Here is a 13975-nt window from a genome sequence, read left to right on the forward strand (position 1 = left end):
GCGCGCACCCCCCCCCCCCCCGCCCGCCCCGGGGGCCCCAACCCCCCCGGGGGGTGTGGCGGCCTTTCTCCCCCCCCCCGGGGGGGGGGGGGGGGGGGGGCCCCCCCCCCCCCCCCCACGACCGGTCACTTCGCGCTCAGCCGCGCGATGTCGTCGATGATCTTGTTGGCGCCGATCACGCCGATGCCGAGCATCCAGGTGTCGTCGGCGACCTCGTAGGCGTGGTTGCCGGCGACCGCGGGCAGCGCGCCCCACAGCGCGGTGACCCGGCTCTTGGTCGTGCCCTTCGAGCTGCCGGTGTAGTCGGCGTGGAACACCACGTCACCGTTGATCTGCTCGTACTGCTCGGGGTCGAGCTCGGCCATCGAGTAGGTGTTCCAGGTGCGGGCCGGGTGGGTGAAACCGACCTGGGCCAGGATGAAACCGGAGAAGGTCTCGGGCCCGTAGAGCCGGAAGCGGTCCTCGGTGAAGCGCACCATCGACACGGTCTTGCCCGCGGCGCCGATCTCCTTGCCGACCGCCTTGGCGCGACCGTCGAGCTGGGTGAGCAGCTGTTCCATCTCGGCCGACTTGCCGACGGCCGACGCGGTCAGCCGCGCCTGCTCGTGCCAGTTGGTCCCCGAACTGGTCGAGAACACGGTCGGGGCGATGCCGCTGAGCTGGGTGTAGAGCGCCTCGTGGCGCACCTTGGTGCCGATGATCAGATCGGGCTCCAGGGTGGCGATGGCGTCGAGGTCGGGCTCCTGGATGGTGCCGACGGTCTTCACCCCGGTGAGCTTGTCCGCCAGGTACTTCGGCGCGCCGTAGCCCATCGCCCGCTCGGTGATCGCGGCGGGGGTGATGCCCAGCGACACGAGCGCGTCGAGGTGCGGGGAATCGAGGACGACGATGCGCTGCGGCTGCGCGGGCACGGTCGTCTCACCCATCGCGTGGGCGATGACGCGGCCGTTCTCGACCTCGGCGTCGGTCGAACTGCACCCGGTCAGGACCAGGCCCACGGTGGCGACCAGCGCGCCGAAGGCGGTGGTCAGCCGGTGTCTACTACTTCTCACGGTCTGCACGAGCAGCGACATTAGCCTAACCTAACCAAGGTTGTCCTACCCTAATTAGTCCGGGTAAGGTTCGCCGGTGCCTTCGAGTCGTGACGCCGTGACCGCACGCCACGGCTCTGCCCCGCTCGCCCGCGGCGGCGTGGTCCTGCTGCTCGCCGCGGTCGTGCTGTTCGGTGTGTGCGTGGCCAGTCTGGCCATCGGCGCCAAGTCGATTCCGATGGGTGACGTGGTGGCCGCGCTGTTCGGGCGGGGCGAGGACAGCGTGCGGGTGATCATCGGTGACTGGCGGCTGAGCCGGACGGTGGTCGGGCTGGTCTGCGGGGTCGCGCTGGGCGCGGCGGGCGTGGTCATCGGCGCGCTGACCCGCAATCCGATCGCCGATCCGGGACTGCTGGGGGTGAACGCGGGTGCGGCGCTCGGCGTCGTCGTCGGGCTCACCGTCACCGGCGGGATGGGCGTCACGGGCTACACCTGGTTCGCCTTCGCCGGCGCGGGCATCGCCGCGGTGGTCGTGTATCTGCTCTCGATGGTCGGCCGGGCGACCGCGTCGCCGCTGCGGCTGGCGCTGTCGGGGGTGGCGCTGGCCGCGGTGCTGTCCGGGGTCACCCAGCTGCTGGTGTTCCTGGACGAGGACGTGCTCGATTCCTATCGCTTCTGGCGGATCGGCTCCCTGGCCACCCGCGACCTGCACGACACCCTGCTGCTGGTGCCGTACGTGCTCGGCGCCGCCGTCCTGGCGCTGGCGCTGTGCCGGTCGCTGAACGCGCTGAGCCTGGGTGATCGCACCGCCACGGCGCTGGGCGTGCACCTGGGCCGGGTCCGGCTGCTCGGCTTCGTCGTCGTCACGGTCCTGTGCGGGGCGGCCACCGCGCTGGCGGGGCCGATCGCCTTCGTCGGGCTGCTGGTCTACCACATCGCGCAGTACCTGGTCGGCTCCGATTTCCGGGTGCTCGTTCCGGTGTCGATGGTGCTCGCGCCGGTGCTGCTGCTGGCCGCCGACGTGCTGGGCCGGGTGATCGCCGGTGGTGAACCGGTGCCGGTCGGGGTGCTCACCGCCTTCCTCGGCGGGCCCGCGCTGATCGCGCTCATCGTGTGGAGTCCCCGGATGGGGGCGGAGTCGTGAGCATCCTGTCGGGGCCGGGCGCCGGACTCGTCACGCGCACCGGGATCACGCCGGGCGACGTGGTGGTGCGCGCGGGCCGGTCCACCCTGCGGTTCGACCGCCGCGCCGTCGTGACCACCGCGATCCTGGTGGTCCTGGTGCTGGCGATGATCGCGGTCTCGCTCATGGTCGGCGAATACCGGGTCGGTCCCGGCGCGCTGTGGGACACGCTCACGGGGCATCCGCGGCGCAGGCTCGACCGGTTCTTCGTCCTGGACCGGCGGCTGCCCCGGGTCCTGGTGGCGGTCGGGGTGGGCGCTGGCCTGGCCGCCGCGGGCGCGATCTTCCAGCGGCTCTACCACAATCCGCTGGCCAGCCCGGATGTCATCGGCTTCACCAACGGCGCCTCGCTGGGCGCGGTCTTCGTGTTGCTCACGCTCGGCGGCACCCTGTCGACGGCCGCGCTCGGCGCCGCGGTGGGCGCGCTCGGCACCTTCGCGATCATCGGCGTGCTCACGGTGCTGGGCGGGCTGCGGGGTGCGCGGCTGGTGCTGGTCGGGATCGCCCTGGAGGCGATCTTCACCGCGGCGACCTACTACGTGCTCAGTCAGGCGTACCTGCCGTCGGCGGCGGTGGCCAACGCGTGGCTGATCGGTTCGCTCAGCGGGCGCGGGTGGGGTCAGGTGGCGATCGTGGCCGTCGGGCTCGCGCTCGTCGGCCCGCTGATCGCGGTGCTGAATCGGTCGTTCCACGCCCTCGATCTCGGGGACACGGTGGCGACGACGCTGGGCGTGCGCAGCGGGCGGGCCCGCCTGGGGCTGATGCTCGGCGCGACCATCCTCGTCGGCCTGTCGGTGTCGGCGGCGGGCCCGATCGCGTTCATCGCCCTCGCCGCGCCGCACCTCGCCCGTGGCATCACCCGCACGCCCGGCGCCGGGATCTTCGCGGCCGCGTGCACCGGCGCGCTCCTGCTCGGCGTCAGCGACCTGGTGGCCGAACACGCCTTTCCCGCACCGGTTCCCGTCGGCGTCGTCACGGTGAGCATCGGTGGGGTCTTCCTGCTCTGGTTGCTGGTACGAGAGGGTCTGCGTCACCGTGTCTGAAACATCCACCGGGACCGCCGAATCCATCGAAGGGGAGCACCCCGGCTCGCGGCTGCGGGGCGAGTCGGTCCGCGTGGCCTACGGCGAGCGGGCCGTGCTGCACGGCGTCGATCTCGCGGTGCCCGACGGCCGGTTCACCGTCATCATCGGGCCCAACGCCTGCGGGAAATCGACGCTGCTCGCCGCGCTCGGCCGGATCCTGCGCCCGGCCGACGGCTCGGTGGTGCTGGACGGCAAGGCGATCCACCGCTACTCCACCAAGGAGACCGCGCGCAGGCTGAGCCTGCTGCCGCAGACGCCGGGCACCCCGGACGGCATCGTCGTCGGCGATCTCGTCGCCCGCGGCCGCTACCCGCACCAGGGGCTGCTGCGGCAGTGGTCCGACGACGACGCCGCGGCCGTCACCGAGGCACTCGCGGCCACCGGCACCACCGACCTGCGGCACCGGCGCGTCGACGAACTGTCCGGCGGTCAGCGCCAACGGGTCTGGATCGCCATGGTGCTCGCCCAGGCCACCTCCATCGTGCTGCTCGACGAGCCGACCACCTATCTCGACATCAGTCACCAGCTCGATGTCCTCGACCTGTGCGAGCGCCTGTACCGCGAGCACGGCCGCACCGTCGTCGCCGTCCTGCACGACCTGAACCTGGCCTGCCGCTACGCCACCGACCTCGTCGCCATGCGCGACGGCCGGATCATCGGGCAGGGAAGTCCGGGGGAGCTGATCACCCCGGATCTCGTCCGGGCGGTGTTCGATCTGGACTGCGTGGTCATCGACGACCCGCTGACCGGGTCGCCGATGATCGTGCCGCAGCGGCACCGGTCCTAGCGATCGGGTGTGCCGAGTACCTCGCGCACCATGGCCCAGATCTCGGTGCGCGCCGCGGTGGTCGCCGCCAGCGACGGAATGGTGAGGAAGCCGTGGAACAGCCCGTCGTAGCGGCGGTGCCGCACGGCGACGCCGTCGTCGGCGAGGCGGCGCGCGTAGGCGTCGCCCGCCGCGCACGGCGGATCGAGTTCGGCGGTGATCACCACCGCGGGCGGCAGCCCGGCCAGCGACTCGGCCCTGGTCGGCACCAGGCGGACGTCGTCGGTGCCGTGCGGGGCGTACTGCTGCCAGTACCAGCGCATGGCGCTGGTCGTGTTGTAGTGGCCGGTGCCGAACCGCCGGTAGGACTCGGTCTCGAAGTCGTCGTCGATCACCGGATATAACAGGATCTGCGCCGCGACCTCGGGGCCGCCGCCGTCGCGGACCGCGATGGCCACGGTGGCGGCGAGATTGCCGCCCGCGCTGTCCCCGGCCAGCGCGATCCGCGCCGGATCGCCGCCGAACTCACCCGCGTGCTCGCCGGCCCAGCGCAGCGCGGTGAGCACATCCTCGTGCGCGGCGGGCGCCCGGTGCTCGGGCGCGAGCCGGTAGTCGACCGCGACCACGACCGCGCCGACTCCCTCGGCCATCGACCGGCAGAACTCGTCGTGACTGTCGAGATCGCAGAACACGAAGCCGCCGCCGTGCGCGAACACGATCACCGGCAGCGTCGCCCCGTCGCGGTGCGGCCGGTAGACGCGCAGGGTCAGGTCACCGCCGGGCCCCGCGACGACGACATCGCGCGCCTCGCGCATCTCGGGCAGATACTTCAGTGGCGCCCGCCTGCCGAGGATCGCGGCCCGCACGTCGGCCGCGCGCATCGTGGCGATATCGGGGAACCCGGCGTCGAGCGTGGCGAGCATCGCCGCGACTTCGGGGTCCGGCACCGCACCCGGTCCGGTGGTGGGATAGACGCGGACAGTCACTGACCCTCCTGGAATTCTCGCGACGGGGTTCGACGGTCGAACCGGTCGTCGGCCCACCGTAGGGCCGGTCCGGTACGGTTCGGACCCCGTTCTCCCGCTGGGCGGAAACCCCTGGTCGACGCGACGCGCGCGGTGCCTACCGTCGGCACATGAACACCGCGAAGGTCTACGTGACCGACACCGTTGTGACGAAACCCGGGCGGGCCAGGGACTTCGTCGACGCGTATCTGCGTGAGTACGCGCCGGGGGCCCGCGAGCGGGGGATGACGCTGGAGCGGATCGTGGTGAGTCCGCCGATCTGGTTTCCCGACGAGTCCAACACCGTCACCGCGACCTGGGTCCTCGACGGGGCCGAGGGGTGGTGGGCGATGACCTGGCAGGGACGGTCCGATCCGGCGGTGCGGCGCTGGTGGGCAGGCGTCGACGACCTGGTCGCCGAGCGCACGCGCTCGACCGGGGCCGAGGCGTCCGAGATCGAGAGGCTCGCCGATGTTTGATGTCGTTCGGCTGGTGCATCTGTCGGTGGCGGGCGGTCCGGCCGCCGACCAGCTCATGACCGACCTGACCGCGGCGGTGTCCGGGGTGGCGCGCCGGGTGCTGGTCCAGCCCACGCTGCCGGGGGTGCGCAACGGCGGTGACGTGCTCGCGCACCTGCGGTTCGCCGAGGCCGCCGACTGGCACGCCTGTGCGGCCGCGGTCGACGCGGTGCTCGCCGATCCGGGCGTGACGCATGTCGACGGTGCCGAATACGACGGCGGCACCGGTGGTTTCGCGGAACCGCGGGCGCCCGGTTCGGTGTACCGGGTGTTGCTGCTGCGGGTCGCGCCGCAGACCCCGGACGCGACGGTGGACCGCTTCGAGGCGGACCTGATGCGCATGCCGCGCTACATCCCGACCATGCTGTCCTGGCGGCTGAGCCGGGTGCGTCGCGGCATCGGATCCGTGCCGTGGACCCACGTCTGGGAGCAGGAGTTCACCGATCTCGACGGGCTCGACGGCCCGTACCTGATGCACCCGGTGCACTGGGCGCACGTCGACCGGTGGTTCGATCCGGAATGCCCGGACGTGATCGTGCACGACCGCATCTGCCACAGCTTCTGCGAGAACGATCCCGCCTGATCCCGGCCGCCGCCCGCTCCCGCCGGGCGGCGTACCACCGGATCACGCGTAGCGGGGCGCGCGGTGTTCGGTGGCGACCCGGGACGCGGGGCCGACGCCCAGCGGCCGCGGGTGCTGCTGCAGGGTGGGGCGCACCCGCACCCGGCCGTCGTCGACGTGGCGCCAGATGTTGAGCGCGGTCGTGCGCACCGGCGCGCTGAGCCGGTGGTCGAAGACCATCCGGTCGACCGGCCCGCACACCGACACCGCGGCCACGGCGGACTCGCCGAGATCGCCGATCGGCGCGGCGATGCAGCCGAAGCCGGCCAGCGACTCCTCGCGCTCGACCGCGATGCCGTGCGCGCGCACCTTGTGCAGTTCGTTGTCGAGCTGGGCCCGGGTGGTCAGCGAGTACTTGGTGCGGGCCGTGGCCTGCCCGGTGACGACCTCGGCGAGGCGCCGCTCGTCGGAGTAGGCCAGGATCGCCTTGCCGACCGCCGTACAGTGCGCGGGCCGCCTGCCGCCGACCCGGGTCGGGACCGCAGCGGCCAGATCGCCGCCCACCTTGTCCAGGTACACGACGTCGGGACCGTCGAGGACGGCCAGGTGCACGACGAACCCGGTGACCCGATGCAGCTCGTGCAGGAACGGCATCGCGGCGCGATGCAGCCGGTCCTGGTGCACGGCCAGCGAGCCGAGCTCCATCAACCGGATCCCGAGCTCGTAATCGCGCCCTTCGCGGCGCAGCCAGCGCAATTGCACCAGCCGTTCCAGCATGCGGTGCGCCGAGGACCGGGGTAGCCCGGTGCGCCGGACGATCTGGGCGAGGGTGAGCCTGCCCGGACCGTCGAAGGCGTCGAGCAGCAGGGACGCGCGATCGAGGATCGCACTGGGGGTGGTGGCCTCGGCTTGGATGACCATGGAGCGCTCCATTTCGGATCTACGTGCTGATGCCCAGTCGCATATTTCGATTAGGCATATACCTATTCATACCATCCTCTGTGGCCGTTGTCACATGAATCCCCGAATCGCGTGCAACGACGACGGCCCCCGTACCGAGCGGAGTGCTCGGTACGGGGGCCGTCGAAGGGCTGTGCGCGGTTACATGGCCGCCAGCGGCTCGCTGCCGGACCAGTCGTGGCCCCAGTAGCTGTCGGCGGTGATTTCCTCAGCGGTGTAATAGGTCTCGTCGACCCGCATGCCCTCGGTGCCGAACTCGACATCCCAGCCGCCGGGTGCGCGCACGTAGAACGACACCATCTTGTCGTTGGTGTGCCTGCCCAGCGTCGAGGACACCGAGAAGCCGTCCTTGGTGACGCGGTCCAGCGCCTGGCCGACGGCGTCGAGCGAGTCGACCTCCACCATGATGTGCACCAGGCCCGGCGCGCCACCGTGCGGCGCGGGGCACAGCGCGAGGCTGTGGTGCCGCTCGTTGACACCCATGAAGCGCACCCGCATCGGCCCGAACTCCGGCGGCGCCGGGATCCGGAACGCGCCGCGCGGCAGGAAGCCGAGCACCTCGGTGTAGAAGTCGAACGCCCCGTTCGGGTCCATCGTCGGCAGCACGACGTGGCCCAGCCCCTGGGCGCCGGTGACGAACTTCGCGCCGAACGGCGTCACCACCGGGCTGTGGTCGAGCACCGCGCCGTGGAAGATCTCCAGCGTCGCGCCGGTCGGATCCTGGAAGGTGATGACCTCCTCGACCCGGCGCGCGTCGGCCTCCTCGACCGAGAGCGGCTTGACGGCGATGCCGGCCGCGGTGACGGCTTCCTGCACCCGGACCAGGGCCGCGTGGTCACGGACTTCCCAGCCGATGGTCACGACGGCGTCGCTGTCGCCCGGCACGACGGTGATGCGCGCCGCGCGCTCGTCCATCCGCAGGTACAGCGCGTTCTCGTCCGGGCCGCTGCCCTGAGCGAAGCCGAGCACGTCGAACGCGAAGGTGCGCCAGCGGTCCATGTCGGCCGTCTGGATCTTGACGTAGCCGAGGCCTTTGATGTCGGTCATGTTCTCGTTGTCCTTCGTGGTTTTCGGATCAGATCATCGAGCGGAGGTTGTCCGCGGGCTCGAGACCGAGGGAGCTGACGGCCGAGGCGTGGTACACGGTGCTCGGCACGTGGATGGCGTGGGCGAGGCCGACGTGCGCGTCGCGCCAGTAGCGCTGCAGCGGCTTGTCGGTCCGCATGGCGTTGCCGCCGGACCGCGCGAAGATCTGGTCCACGGCCGAGACCGCGCGCCAGGCCGCGCGGACCTGGGTGCGCCGCACGGCGGCCCGCTCGGCGAAGCTGATCTCCTTGCCCGCGTCGACCGCGTCGAAGATCTTGTCCGCGTTGGCCAGCAGTTCCTGGCGGGCGGCGTTGATGTCGGCGGCGGCCTCGCCGATGGCGAACAGTACGTACGGATCGTCCTTGACCGCGGTGCCCTGCGCGCCGACCCGGTCGCGCTGGTAGTCCAGGTGCGCGGCCAGCGCGCCCTCGGCGATGCCGACCACCGCGGAGCTGATGCCCAGCGGGAACATCGTCGACCACGGCATCTTGTACAGGGTCTCGGTGACCCCGTACTCCTTCTGCGCGGTGCCGTCGATGACGTGGTCGCCGTTCATCACCCGGTAGTCGGGCACGAACGCGTCCTTGACGATGATGTCCTTGGAACCGGTGCCCTTGAGGCCCACCACATTCCAGGAATCCTCGACGATGGTGTAGTCCTCGCGCGGCAGGATCATGTGCAGCATCGTCGGCGGCAGCGCCATCGAGCCGTCGGGGTTGCCGAGCATGGCGCCCAGGAAGATCCAGTCACAGTGGTCGGTGCCGGAGCTGAACTGCCAGCGGCCGTTGAAGATGTAGCCGCCGTCGACCGGGCGGGCGATGCCGGTGGGCGCGTACGGCGAGGCCATCCAGGTGTCGTGGTCGTCGGCCCACACCTCGTCCTGGACCTTCGGATCGGCGAAGGCCAGCTGCCACGGGTGCACGCCGACGATGCCGGTGATCCAGCCGCTGGCCGGATCGAGCGCGGCGGTGGCCATCACCGTCTCGGCGAACTCGCGCGGATGCGCCTCGAAGCCGCTGTACTTCTTGGGCTGCAGCAGGCGGATCGGGCCCGCCGTCTTGAGCAGCTGGGCCGTGGCATCGGGCAGCTGCCCGAGCCGCTCCGCCTCCGGGGCCTGATCGCGCAGCTGGTCGGCGATCGCGGCGATGTTGTCGAGAACCTTGGTCATCGCAGGTGGTGCTTTCTGTTCGGGGTGGGAGAGGTCAGGACATGGTGTCGACGATGGCGCCGCGGGCGATGTTGTCGGCCACCTCGGCTTCCCAGCTCGTCACCGCGCGGTCGGTATCGATCTCGAATTCGAAGCGTTTGGTCATGTCTTCGGTGACGTCCTCGACGTCGACGTAGAACTGCTTGTACCAGCGGCGCAGCTGGTAGACCGGCCCGTCTTCCTCCGAGAGCAGCGGGTTGTCGATCGGCGCCTTGTTCTTCCAGATCGCCACGTCCTGCTCGAAGCCGACCTGCACGCCCGCGGCGAACTGCTCGGCCATCGCGGTGGCGTCGGCGTCGGACATGCCCTCGGGCTTCTTGACCATCGCGCCGTACTGCAGCACGAAGGAGTTCTCGTCGACCGGGTAGTGGCAGTTGATCAGGACGGTCTCGATCGTCATGCCCTGCGCCTCGCTCCAGAGCCAGTCGATCATGTAGGACGGGCCGAAGTACGAGGCGTCCGAGCGCAGGGTGGAGTTCGGATCGTCGTAGCTGGTGCCGACGGAGATGTCGTGGCGCGGGGTCGAGCGCATGTACTGGGTCGCGACGTGGCCGTCGAAGACGTTCTTGAAGTAGCGCGGGAACGAGTAGTGCACGTAGAAGAAGTGCGCCATATCGACGACGTTGTCGACGATCTCCCGGCAGTGCGAGCCCTCGATGAGGATCGAGTTCCAGGTGAAGTCGGTCCACTCCGGGGTGCCGTAGCCCTCGATCTCGGGGATGGTCACCTCGTCGGTGGGCTTGCTGCCCTGCGGGTCGTTCCAGACGAACAGCTGACCGTTGCGCTCGAGGGTCGGCCACGAGCGGGTCTTGGCCAGCGGGGGCACCCGGCGCGCGTAGGGAATCGCCGTGCACTTGCCGTTGCCGCCCCAGCGCCAGTCGTGGAACGGGCAGGCGATCGAGTCGCCCTTGACGGTGCCGTGCGCCAGGTTGCCGCCCATGTGGCGGCAGAATCCGTCGAGCACGTGCAGCGCGCCGTCGGATTCCGACTGGAACACCACCAGCGTGGTGCCGAACGCCTTCACCTCGTGCGGCTTGCCGTCGCGGAACGACGAGAGCAGGCCGAGGCAGTGCCAGCCGCGCGCGAAGCGGGTCGGCGCGGCGGCGGCCTCGATCTGACGGTAGTCGGCGTCCTGTGATCGGCCGTTCGGCGAGTTCTCCGGCATCGAAACCTCCATGTATCGGACGGAGTGGGATGAGCTGTGTCGATGGTCACGCTGCCGGTGGCGGTCCGGGCTGGTCGGTTCCCGGTCAGCGGACATGTTTTCGCCGTGCCGCCTCGGCGTCCCGATCAGCGGGAGAGGAACCGATCACAAGCGCGCGGGCCGCCCTACCGTGACCGCATCCGCCGGACGAGAGGAATGACCATGGGTACCGTCGCGATGGTTCTGGAGACCGCCGCCATCCGGATGTTCGCCGAGGCGGCGCACTCGCACAATCCGGCCTACCGGCTCGCCGACCGGCCCGTGGTCCCGCCGACCTTCCTGCCCGCCGACGGGTTCGGCGCCGCGGGCGGCCGGGCGGAGACCGATCACCGGTTCTTCGGCCCGCCGCCGCGCGCGGGCGACCAGCTGACCGCGATCCGGGCCGGCAATCCCGGCGCGCCCGCGGTCAGTGCCGCCGAATCGCTGACCCGCTACTTCGACCGCACCGGCGGACTCGTCGCCGAGTCCTGGGCCGCCGCCGAACCCGCACTGGGCGAACCGGTCTCGCCGCAGGCCACCGCGCTGCTGGCCACCTACGCCACCGATTGGCTGGGCGCGGAGAACATCCGGCGCTTCCGCACCAGGGTCGTGCGCGCGCTGCCGTCGGGCGAAGTCATGACCTGCGCGGGCCACATCACGCAGAGTTACACGCAGGACGGCGAAGCGCGCGTCGACGTCACCCTGTCCGGGACCGACGCCGCGGGCGAGGTCGTCGTCCGCGCGTGGGCGACCTTCGCCCGCGACTGACCCCGCCGAGCAGGAGCACCATGACCGACACCGCCCCCGACCTCGCCGCCCGGATCGCCCGGCTGGAGACGATCGAGGCGATCATCGCCCTCAAACACCGCTACTTCCGCGCCTGTGATGCCAAGGACGCGGTCGGCTTCCGCGAGTGCTTCCTCGCGGCGGGGGCCGAGCTCGACTACGGCAGCCTGGGCACCCACGACGCCGACGGCATGGCCGCGGTGTTCACCTCGATCGCGCTGCGCCGGGTCGACGGCAAGCCGGTCGTGCTCGACATGCACCACGGGGTGCATCCCGACATCACCGTGCACGACGACACCACCGCCAGCGGCCGGTGGACGCTGCGCTTCCGGCAGCTGAACCTGCTGGCGCGCACCGAGACCGTGGCCACCGGCGAATACGCCGACGAGTACCGGGTCGAGGACGGCCGCTGGAAGATCGCGCGCTGCACCTTCACCCAGCTGTGGTCGCTGACCCGTCCACTGAGTGCGGACTCCCAGGTGGAAAACCTCTGATTCCGCACCGCGCGGGGGCGCGCGATGGTGAGGTGTTCATAGTGCACATCGACGTTCGGAGGTAGGACATGGCGCGACGATACGAGGGCAAGGTCGTCTTCATCACCGGGGCGGCCCGCGGCCAGGGCCGGGCCGAGGCGGTTCGCTTCGCCGAGGAGGGCGCCGACATCATCGCGATCGACGCGTGCGTGGATTTCGCCAGCACCAGCTACCCGGGTGCCACCGAGGACGACCTGGCCGAGACCGTCCGGCTGGTCGAGGCCGCGGGCGGCAAGATCGCCGCGAGCAAGGCCGATGTCCGCGATTTCGCGGGCCTGTCGGCGGCGCTGGCGGCGGGGATCGAACAGTTCGGCCGGCTCGACGTCGTCGTCGCCAATGCCGGAATCTGTTCGGCGGCGATGTCGTGGGAGATCACCGCCGAGCAGTGGCAGGAGACGGTCGATGTGAATCTGACCGGCGTCTTCCATACCGCCAAGGCCGCGATTCCGTACCTGATCGAGCAGGGTGAGGGCGGCGCGATGGTGTTCACCAGCTCGGTCGCCGGTCTCAAGGGCATCCCGTTCACGGCCCACTATGTGGCCACCAAGCACGCCATCACCGGATTGGCCAAGACGATGGCCAACGAGCTGGGCCAGCACAAGATCCGGGTCAACACCGTGCATCCGGCCGGGGTGGCGACCGGCATGCAGATGGCGGAGATGGGCCCGCTGTTCGAGCAGCACGCGGCCACGCTCGCGCCCATCTTCATGAACGCCCTGCCGACCTACATCACCGAGGCCTCCGATATCGCCGCCGCCGTCGCGTGGCTGTGCTCGGACGAGGCGGGGCAGGTCACCGGCGCGCAGATCCCGGTGGACATGGGCAACCTCAACCGCTGAGCACATCGCCGAATTGGTATTTTTATACCGACGCCGCTAGGGTTGGTATGAAAATACCAATGGAGGCGTGATGGTGGAGTTGAAGACGCCCGCGGAGATCGAGCGGATGCGGGTGACCGGTGCGTTCGTCGCCGACGTGCTGGCCGGTGTCCACGCGAAGGCTGCCGTCGGGGTGAACCTGCTCGAGCTCGAAGAGTATGTGCGGGAACGGATTCGCGAGCGCGGCGCGGTGTCGTGCTACTGGGACTACGCGCCCTCGTTCGGTCGCGGGCCGTTCCGCAACACCGTCTGCCTGGCGGTCAACGACGCTGTGCTGCACGGTCTTCCGCACGACTACGTGCTGTGTGACGGTGACGTGCTCACCGCCGATCTGGCGGTCACCATCGACGGCTGGGCCGCCGACTCCGCGGTGACCACCATCGTCGGCACCCCGGCCCCGGCCGACCAGCGCCTGGTGCGGGCCACCGAGGAGGCCCTCGCGGCCGGCATCGCCGCCGCGCAGCCGGGCAACCACATCGGCGACATCTCCGCGGCCATCTCGACGGTCGCCCGCGCGTACGGCTACCCGGTCAACACCGAGTTCGGTGGACACGGCATCGGCCGGACCATGCACGAGGACCCGCATGTATCCAATACCGGCCGCGCCGGGCGGGGGTTCCGGCTGCGTCCCGGGCTCACGATCGCCATCGAACCCTGGTTCGCGGCGAGCACCGCGACCGTGGTCACCGATGCCGACGGGTGGACGATCCGCTCCGCCGACGGCTCCCGGTGCGCGCACAGTGAGCACACGATCGCGGTCACGGCCGACGGGCCGAGTGTCCTCACGCTGCGCGGCTGAGCATCGTCATGCCGCGTGGCCGGGCAGGCTCATGGTGCGCGGTGGCGTGGAGATCCCGTGCCGCTCAGGCGGATTCGGCGATCTGCTCGGTGCGGTAGACCTCGGCGAGGTCGGTCAGTGGAATCGCCAGCGCCTCGGCCAGGCCGACGACGGTGCCGAAGGCGGGGGAGGGCAGGCGGCCGGATTCGATCTTGCGCAAGGTCTCGGGGGAGATGCCCGCCGCGCGCGCCACCTCGGCCAGATCGCGGTCGCCGCGCGCCGTGCGCAGGCAGCGGCCGAGGCGACGACCTGCTTCGACTTGGGCCGGGCTGAGGGGGAGGCGCACCATGGCTCCGAGGGTAGGTGGGGTATTTAAATACCGCAAGCCGCGGACGGGCGTGTGTTGTTCTGATGT

Annotated in this window: 16 protein-coding genes; 9 read left to right on the forward strand and 7 right to left on the reverse strand. The window is 70.7% G+C overall.

The window, feature by feature from the left end:
• Positions 1–125: 125 nt before the first annotated feature.
• Positions 126–1073: an iron-siderophore ABC transporter substrate-binding protein gene (locus ACFVW6_RS34960; protein WP_355280196.1), complete on the reverse strand. Its 948-nt coding sequence runs from the start codon at positions 1071–1073 to the stop codon at positions 126–128.
• Between the two features lie 55 nt (positions 1074–1128).
• Here ACFVW6_RS34960 and ACFVW6_RS34965 point away from each other — a divergent pair, with 55 nt between their 5' ends.
• The 3 genes from ACFVW6_RS34965 to ACFVW6_RS34975 are packed head-to-tail and all read left to right on the forward strand — an operon-like array spanning position 1129 to position 4086.
• Entirely contained in the window at positions 1129–2175 is a 1047-nt protein-coding gene (locus ACFVW6_RS34965; protein WP_355280198.1) for an iron chelate uptake ABC transporter family permease subunit, read from the forward strand.
• Entirely contained in the window at positions 2172–3257 is a 1086-nt protein-coding gene (locus ACFVW6_RS34970) for a FecCD family ABC transporter permease (RefSeq protein ID WP_378833975.1), read from the forward strand. The genes ACFVW6_RS34965 and ACFVW6_RS34970 overlap by 4 nt, the downstream gene beginning before the upstream one ends.
• Positions 3250–4086 (forward strand): ABC transporter ATP-binding protein, encoded by an 837-nt coding sequence (locus ACFVW6_RS34975; protein ID WP_378833973.1) that lies wholly within the window; start codon positions 3250–3252, stop codon positions 4084–4086. The genes ACFVW6_RS34970 and ACFVW6_RS34975 overlap by 8 nt, the downstream gene beginning before the upstream one ends.
• On the opposite strand, the gene ACFVW6_RS34980 is transcribed toward ACFVW6_RS34975, so the two are convergent.
• A complete protein-coding gene (locus tag ACFVW6_RS34980) occupies positions 4083–5051 on the reverse strand; it encodes an alpha/beta hydrolase (RefSeq protein ID WP_378833970.1) in 969 nt (322 codons plus the stop codon). The two genes, ACFVW6_RS34975 and ACFVW6_RS34980, sit on opposite strands and share 4 nt — an antisense overlap.
• A gap of 149 nt (positions 5052–5200) precedes the next feature.
• Between ACFVW6_RS34980 and ACFVW6_RS34985 the strand changes: the two genes are divergently transcribed.
• Both ACFVW6_RS34985 and ACFVW6_RS34990 read left to right on the forward strand, forming a co-directional pair.
• Positions 5201–5548, forward strand: coding sequence for a hypothetical protein (locus ACFVW6_RS34985; RefSeq protein WP_355280206.1), 348 nt, complete (start codon positions 5201–5203; stop codon positions 5546–5548).
• Positions 5541–6170: a Dabb family protein gene (locus tag ACFVW6_RS34990; protein WP_378833966.1), complete on the forward strand. Its 630-nt coding sequence runs from the start codon at positions 5541–5543 to the stop codon at positions 6168–6170. Before ACFVW6_RS34985 ends, ACFVW6_RS34990 begins: the two co-directional genes overlap by 8 nt.
• A 42-nt stretch (positions 6171–6212) precedes the next feature.
• Here ACFVW6_RS34990 and ACFVW6_RS34995 read toward each other — a convergent pair whose 3' ends face one another.
• The 4 genes from ACFVW6_RS34995 to ACFVW6_RS35010 all read right to left on the reverse strand — a co-directional run bounded on the left by ACFVW6_RS34995 (position 6213) and on the right by ACFVW6_RS35010 (position 10579).
• Positions 6213–7070, reverse strand: a complete 858-nt coding sequence (locus ACFVW6_RS34995) for an IclR family transcriptional regulator (RefSeq protein WP_355280210.1) — start codon at positions 7068–7070, stop codon at positions 6213–6215.
• 180 nt (positions 7071–7250) lie between these two features.
• On the reverse strand, positions 7251–8156 hold the full coding sequence (bphC, locus tag ACFVW6_RS35000) for a biphenyl-2,3-diol 1,2-dioxygenase (protein WP_357350325.1): 906 nt from the start codon (positions 8154–8156) through the stop codon (positions 7251–7253).
• 28 nt (positions 8157–8184) lie between these two features.
• Complete coding sequence (locus ACFVW6_RS35005; RefSeq protein ID WP_355280213.1) at positions 8185–9363, reverse strand: acyl-CoA dehydrogenase family protein; 1179 nt, start codon at positions 9361–9363, stop codon at positions 8185–8187.
• Positions 9364–9397: 34 nt separating this feature from the next.
• Positions 9398–10579 (reverse strand): Rieske 2Fe-2S domain-containing protein, encoded by a 1182-nt coding sequence (locus tag ACFVW6_RS35010; RefSeq protein ID WP_355280215.1) that lies wholly within the window; start codon positions 10577–10579, stop codon positions 9398–9400.
• 189 nt (positions 10580–10768) lie between these two features.
• On the opposite strand from ACFVW6_RS35010, the gene ACFVW6_RS35015 reads away from it, so the two are divergent.
• From ACFVW6_RS35015 to map, 4 genes are all read left to right on the forward strand, one after another.
• The gene (locus tag ACFVW6_RS35015; RefSeq protein ID WP_378833962.1) at positions 10769–11353 is read left to right on the forward strand and encodes a hypothetical protein; all 585 of its coding nucleotides are present in this window, start codon (positions 10769–10771) and stop codon (positions 11351–11353) included.
• 20 nt (positions 11354–11373) lie between these two features.
• Positions 11374–11865 (forward strand): nuclear transport factor 2 family protein, encoded by a 492-nt coding sequence (locus ACFVW6_RS35020; RefSeq protein ID WP_378833960.1) that lies wholly within the window; start codon positions 11374–11376, stop codon positions 11863–11865.
• Positions 11866–11933: 68 nt separating this feature from the next.
• Entirely contained in the window at positions 11934–12743 is an 810-nt protein-coding gene (locus tag ACFVW6_RS35025; RefSeq protein WP_357350317.1) for a mycofactocin-coupled SDR family oxidoreductase, read from the forward strand.
• Between the two features lie 70 nt (positions 12744–12813).
• On the forward strand, positions 12814–13581 hold the full coding sequence (gene map, locus ACFVW6_RS35030) for a type I methionyl aminopeptidase (RefSeq protein WP_355280222.1): 768 nt from the start codon (positions 12814–12816) through the stop codon (positions 13579–13581).
• A gap of 64 nt (positions 13582–13645) precedes the next feature.
• On the opposite strand, the gene ACFVW6_RS35035 is transcribed toward map, so the two are convergent.
• Positions 13646–13909 (reverse strand): helix-turn-helix transcriptional regulator, encoded by a 264-nt coding sequence (locus ACFVW6_RS35035; RefSeq protein ID WP_357350313.1) that lies wholly within the window; start codon positions 13907–13909, stop codon positions 13646–13648.
• Positions 13910–13975: the final 66 nt, after the last annotated feature.

Source organism: Nocardia sp. NPDC058244 (assembly GCF_042882065.1).
Classification (GTDB): domain Bacteria; phylum Actinomycetota; class Actinomycetes; order Mycobacteriales; family Mycobacteriaceae; genus Nocardia.

Excerpts from the sequence above, each read along its gene's own strand:
- ACFVW6_RS34960 (WP_355280196.1), bottom strand. The coding sequence starts at position 1,073 with ATGTCGCTGCTCGTGCAGACCGTGAGAAGTAGTAGACACCGGCTGACC.
- ACFVW6_RS34985 (WP_355280206.1), top strand. The coding sequence starts at position 5,201 with ATGAACACCGCGAAGGTCTACGTGACCGACACCGTTGTGACGAAACCC.
- ACFVW6_RS34990 (WP_378833966.1), top strand. The coding sequence starts at position 5,541 with ATGTTTGATGTCGTTCGGCTGGTGCATCTGTCGGTGGCGGGCGGTCCG.
- ACFVW6_RS34995 (WP_355280210.1), bottom strand. The coding sequence starts at position 7,070 with ATGGTCATCCAAGCCGAGGCCACCACCCCCAGTGCGATCCTCGATCGC.
- bphC (WP_357350325.1), bottom strand. The coding sequence starts at position 8,156 with ATGACCGACATCAAAGGCCTCGGCTACGTCAAGATCCAGACGGCCGAC.
- ACFVW6_RS35005 (WP_355280213.1), bottom strand. The coding sequence starts at position 9,363 with ATGACCAAGGTTCTCGACAACATCGCCGCGATCGCCGACCAGCTGCGC.
- ACFVW6_RS35010 (WP_355280215.1), bottom strand. The coding sequence starts at position 10,579 with ATGGAGGTTTCGATGCCGGAGAACTCGCCGAACGGCCGATCACAGGAC.
- ACFVW6_RS35015 (WP_378833962.1), top strand. The coding sequence starts at position 10,769 with ATGGGTACCGTCGCGATGGTTCTGGAGACCGCCGCCATCCGGATGTTC.
- ACFVW6_RS35020 (WP_378833960.1), top strand. The coding sequence starts at position 11,374 with ATGACCGACACCGCCCCCGACCTCGCCGCCCGGATCGCCCGGCTGGAG.
- ACFVW6_RS35025 (WP_357350317.1), top strand. The coding sequence starts at position 11,934 with ATGGCGCGACGATACGAGGGCAAGGTCGTCTTCATCACCGGGGCGGCC.
- map (WP_355280222.1), top strand. The coding sequence starts at position 12,814 with ATGGTGGAGTTGAAGACGCCCGCGGAGATCGAGCGGATGCGGGTGACC.
- ACFVW6_RS35035 (WP_357350313.1), bottom strand. The coding sequence starts at position 13,909 with ATGGTGCGCCTCCCCCTCAGCCCGGCCCAAGTCGAAGCAGGTCGTCGC.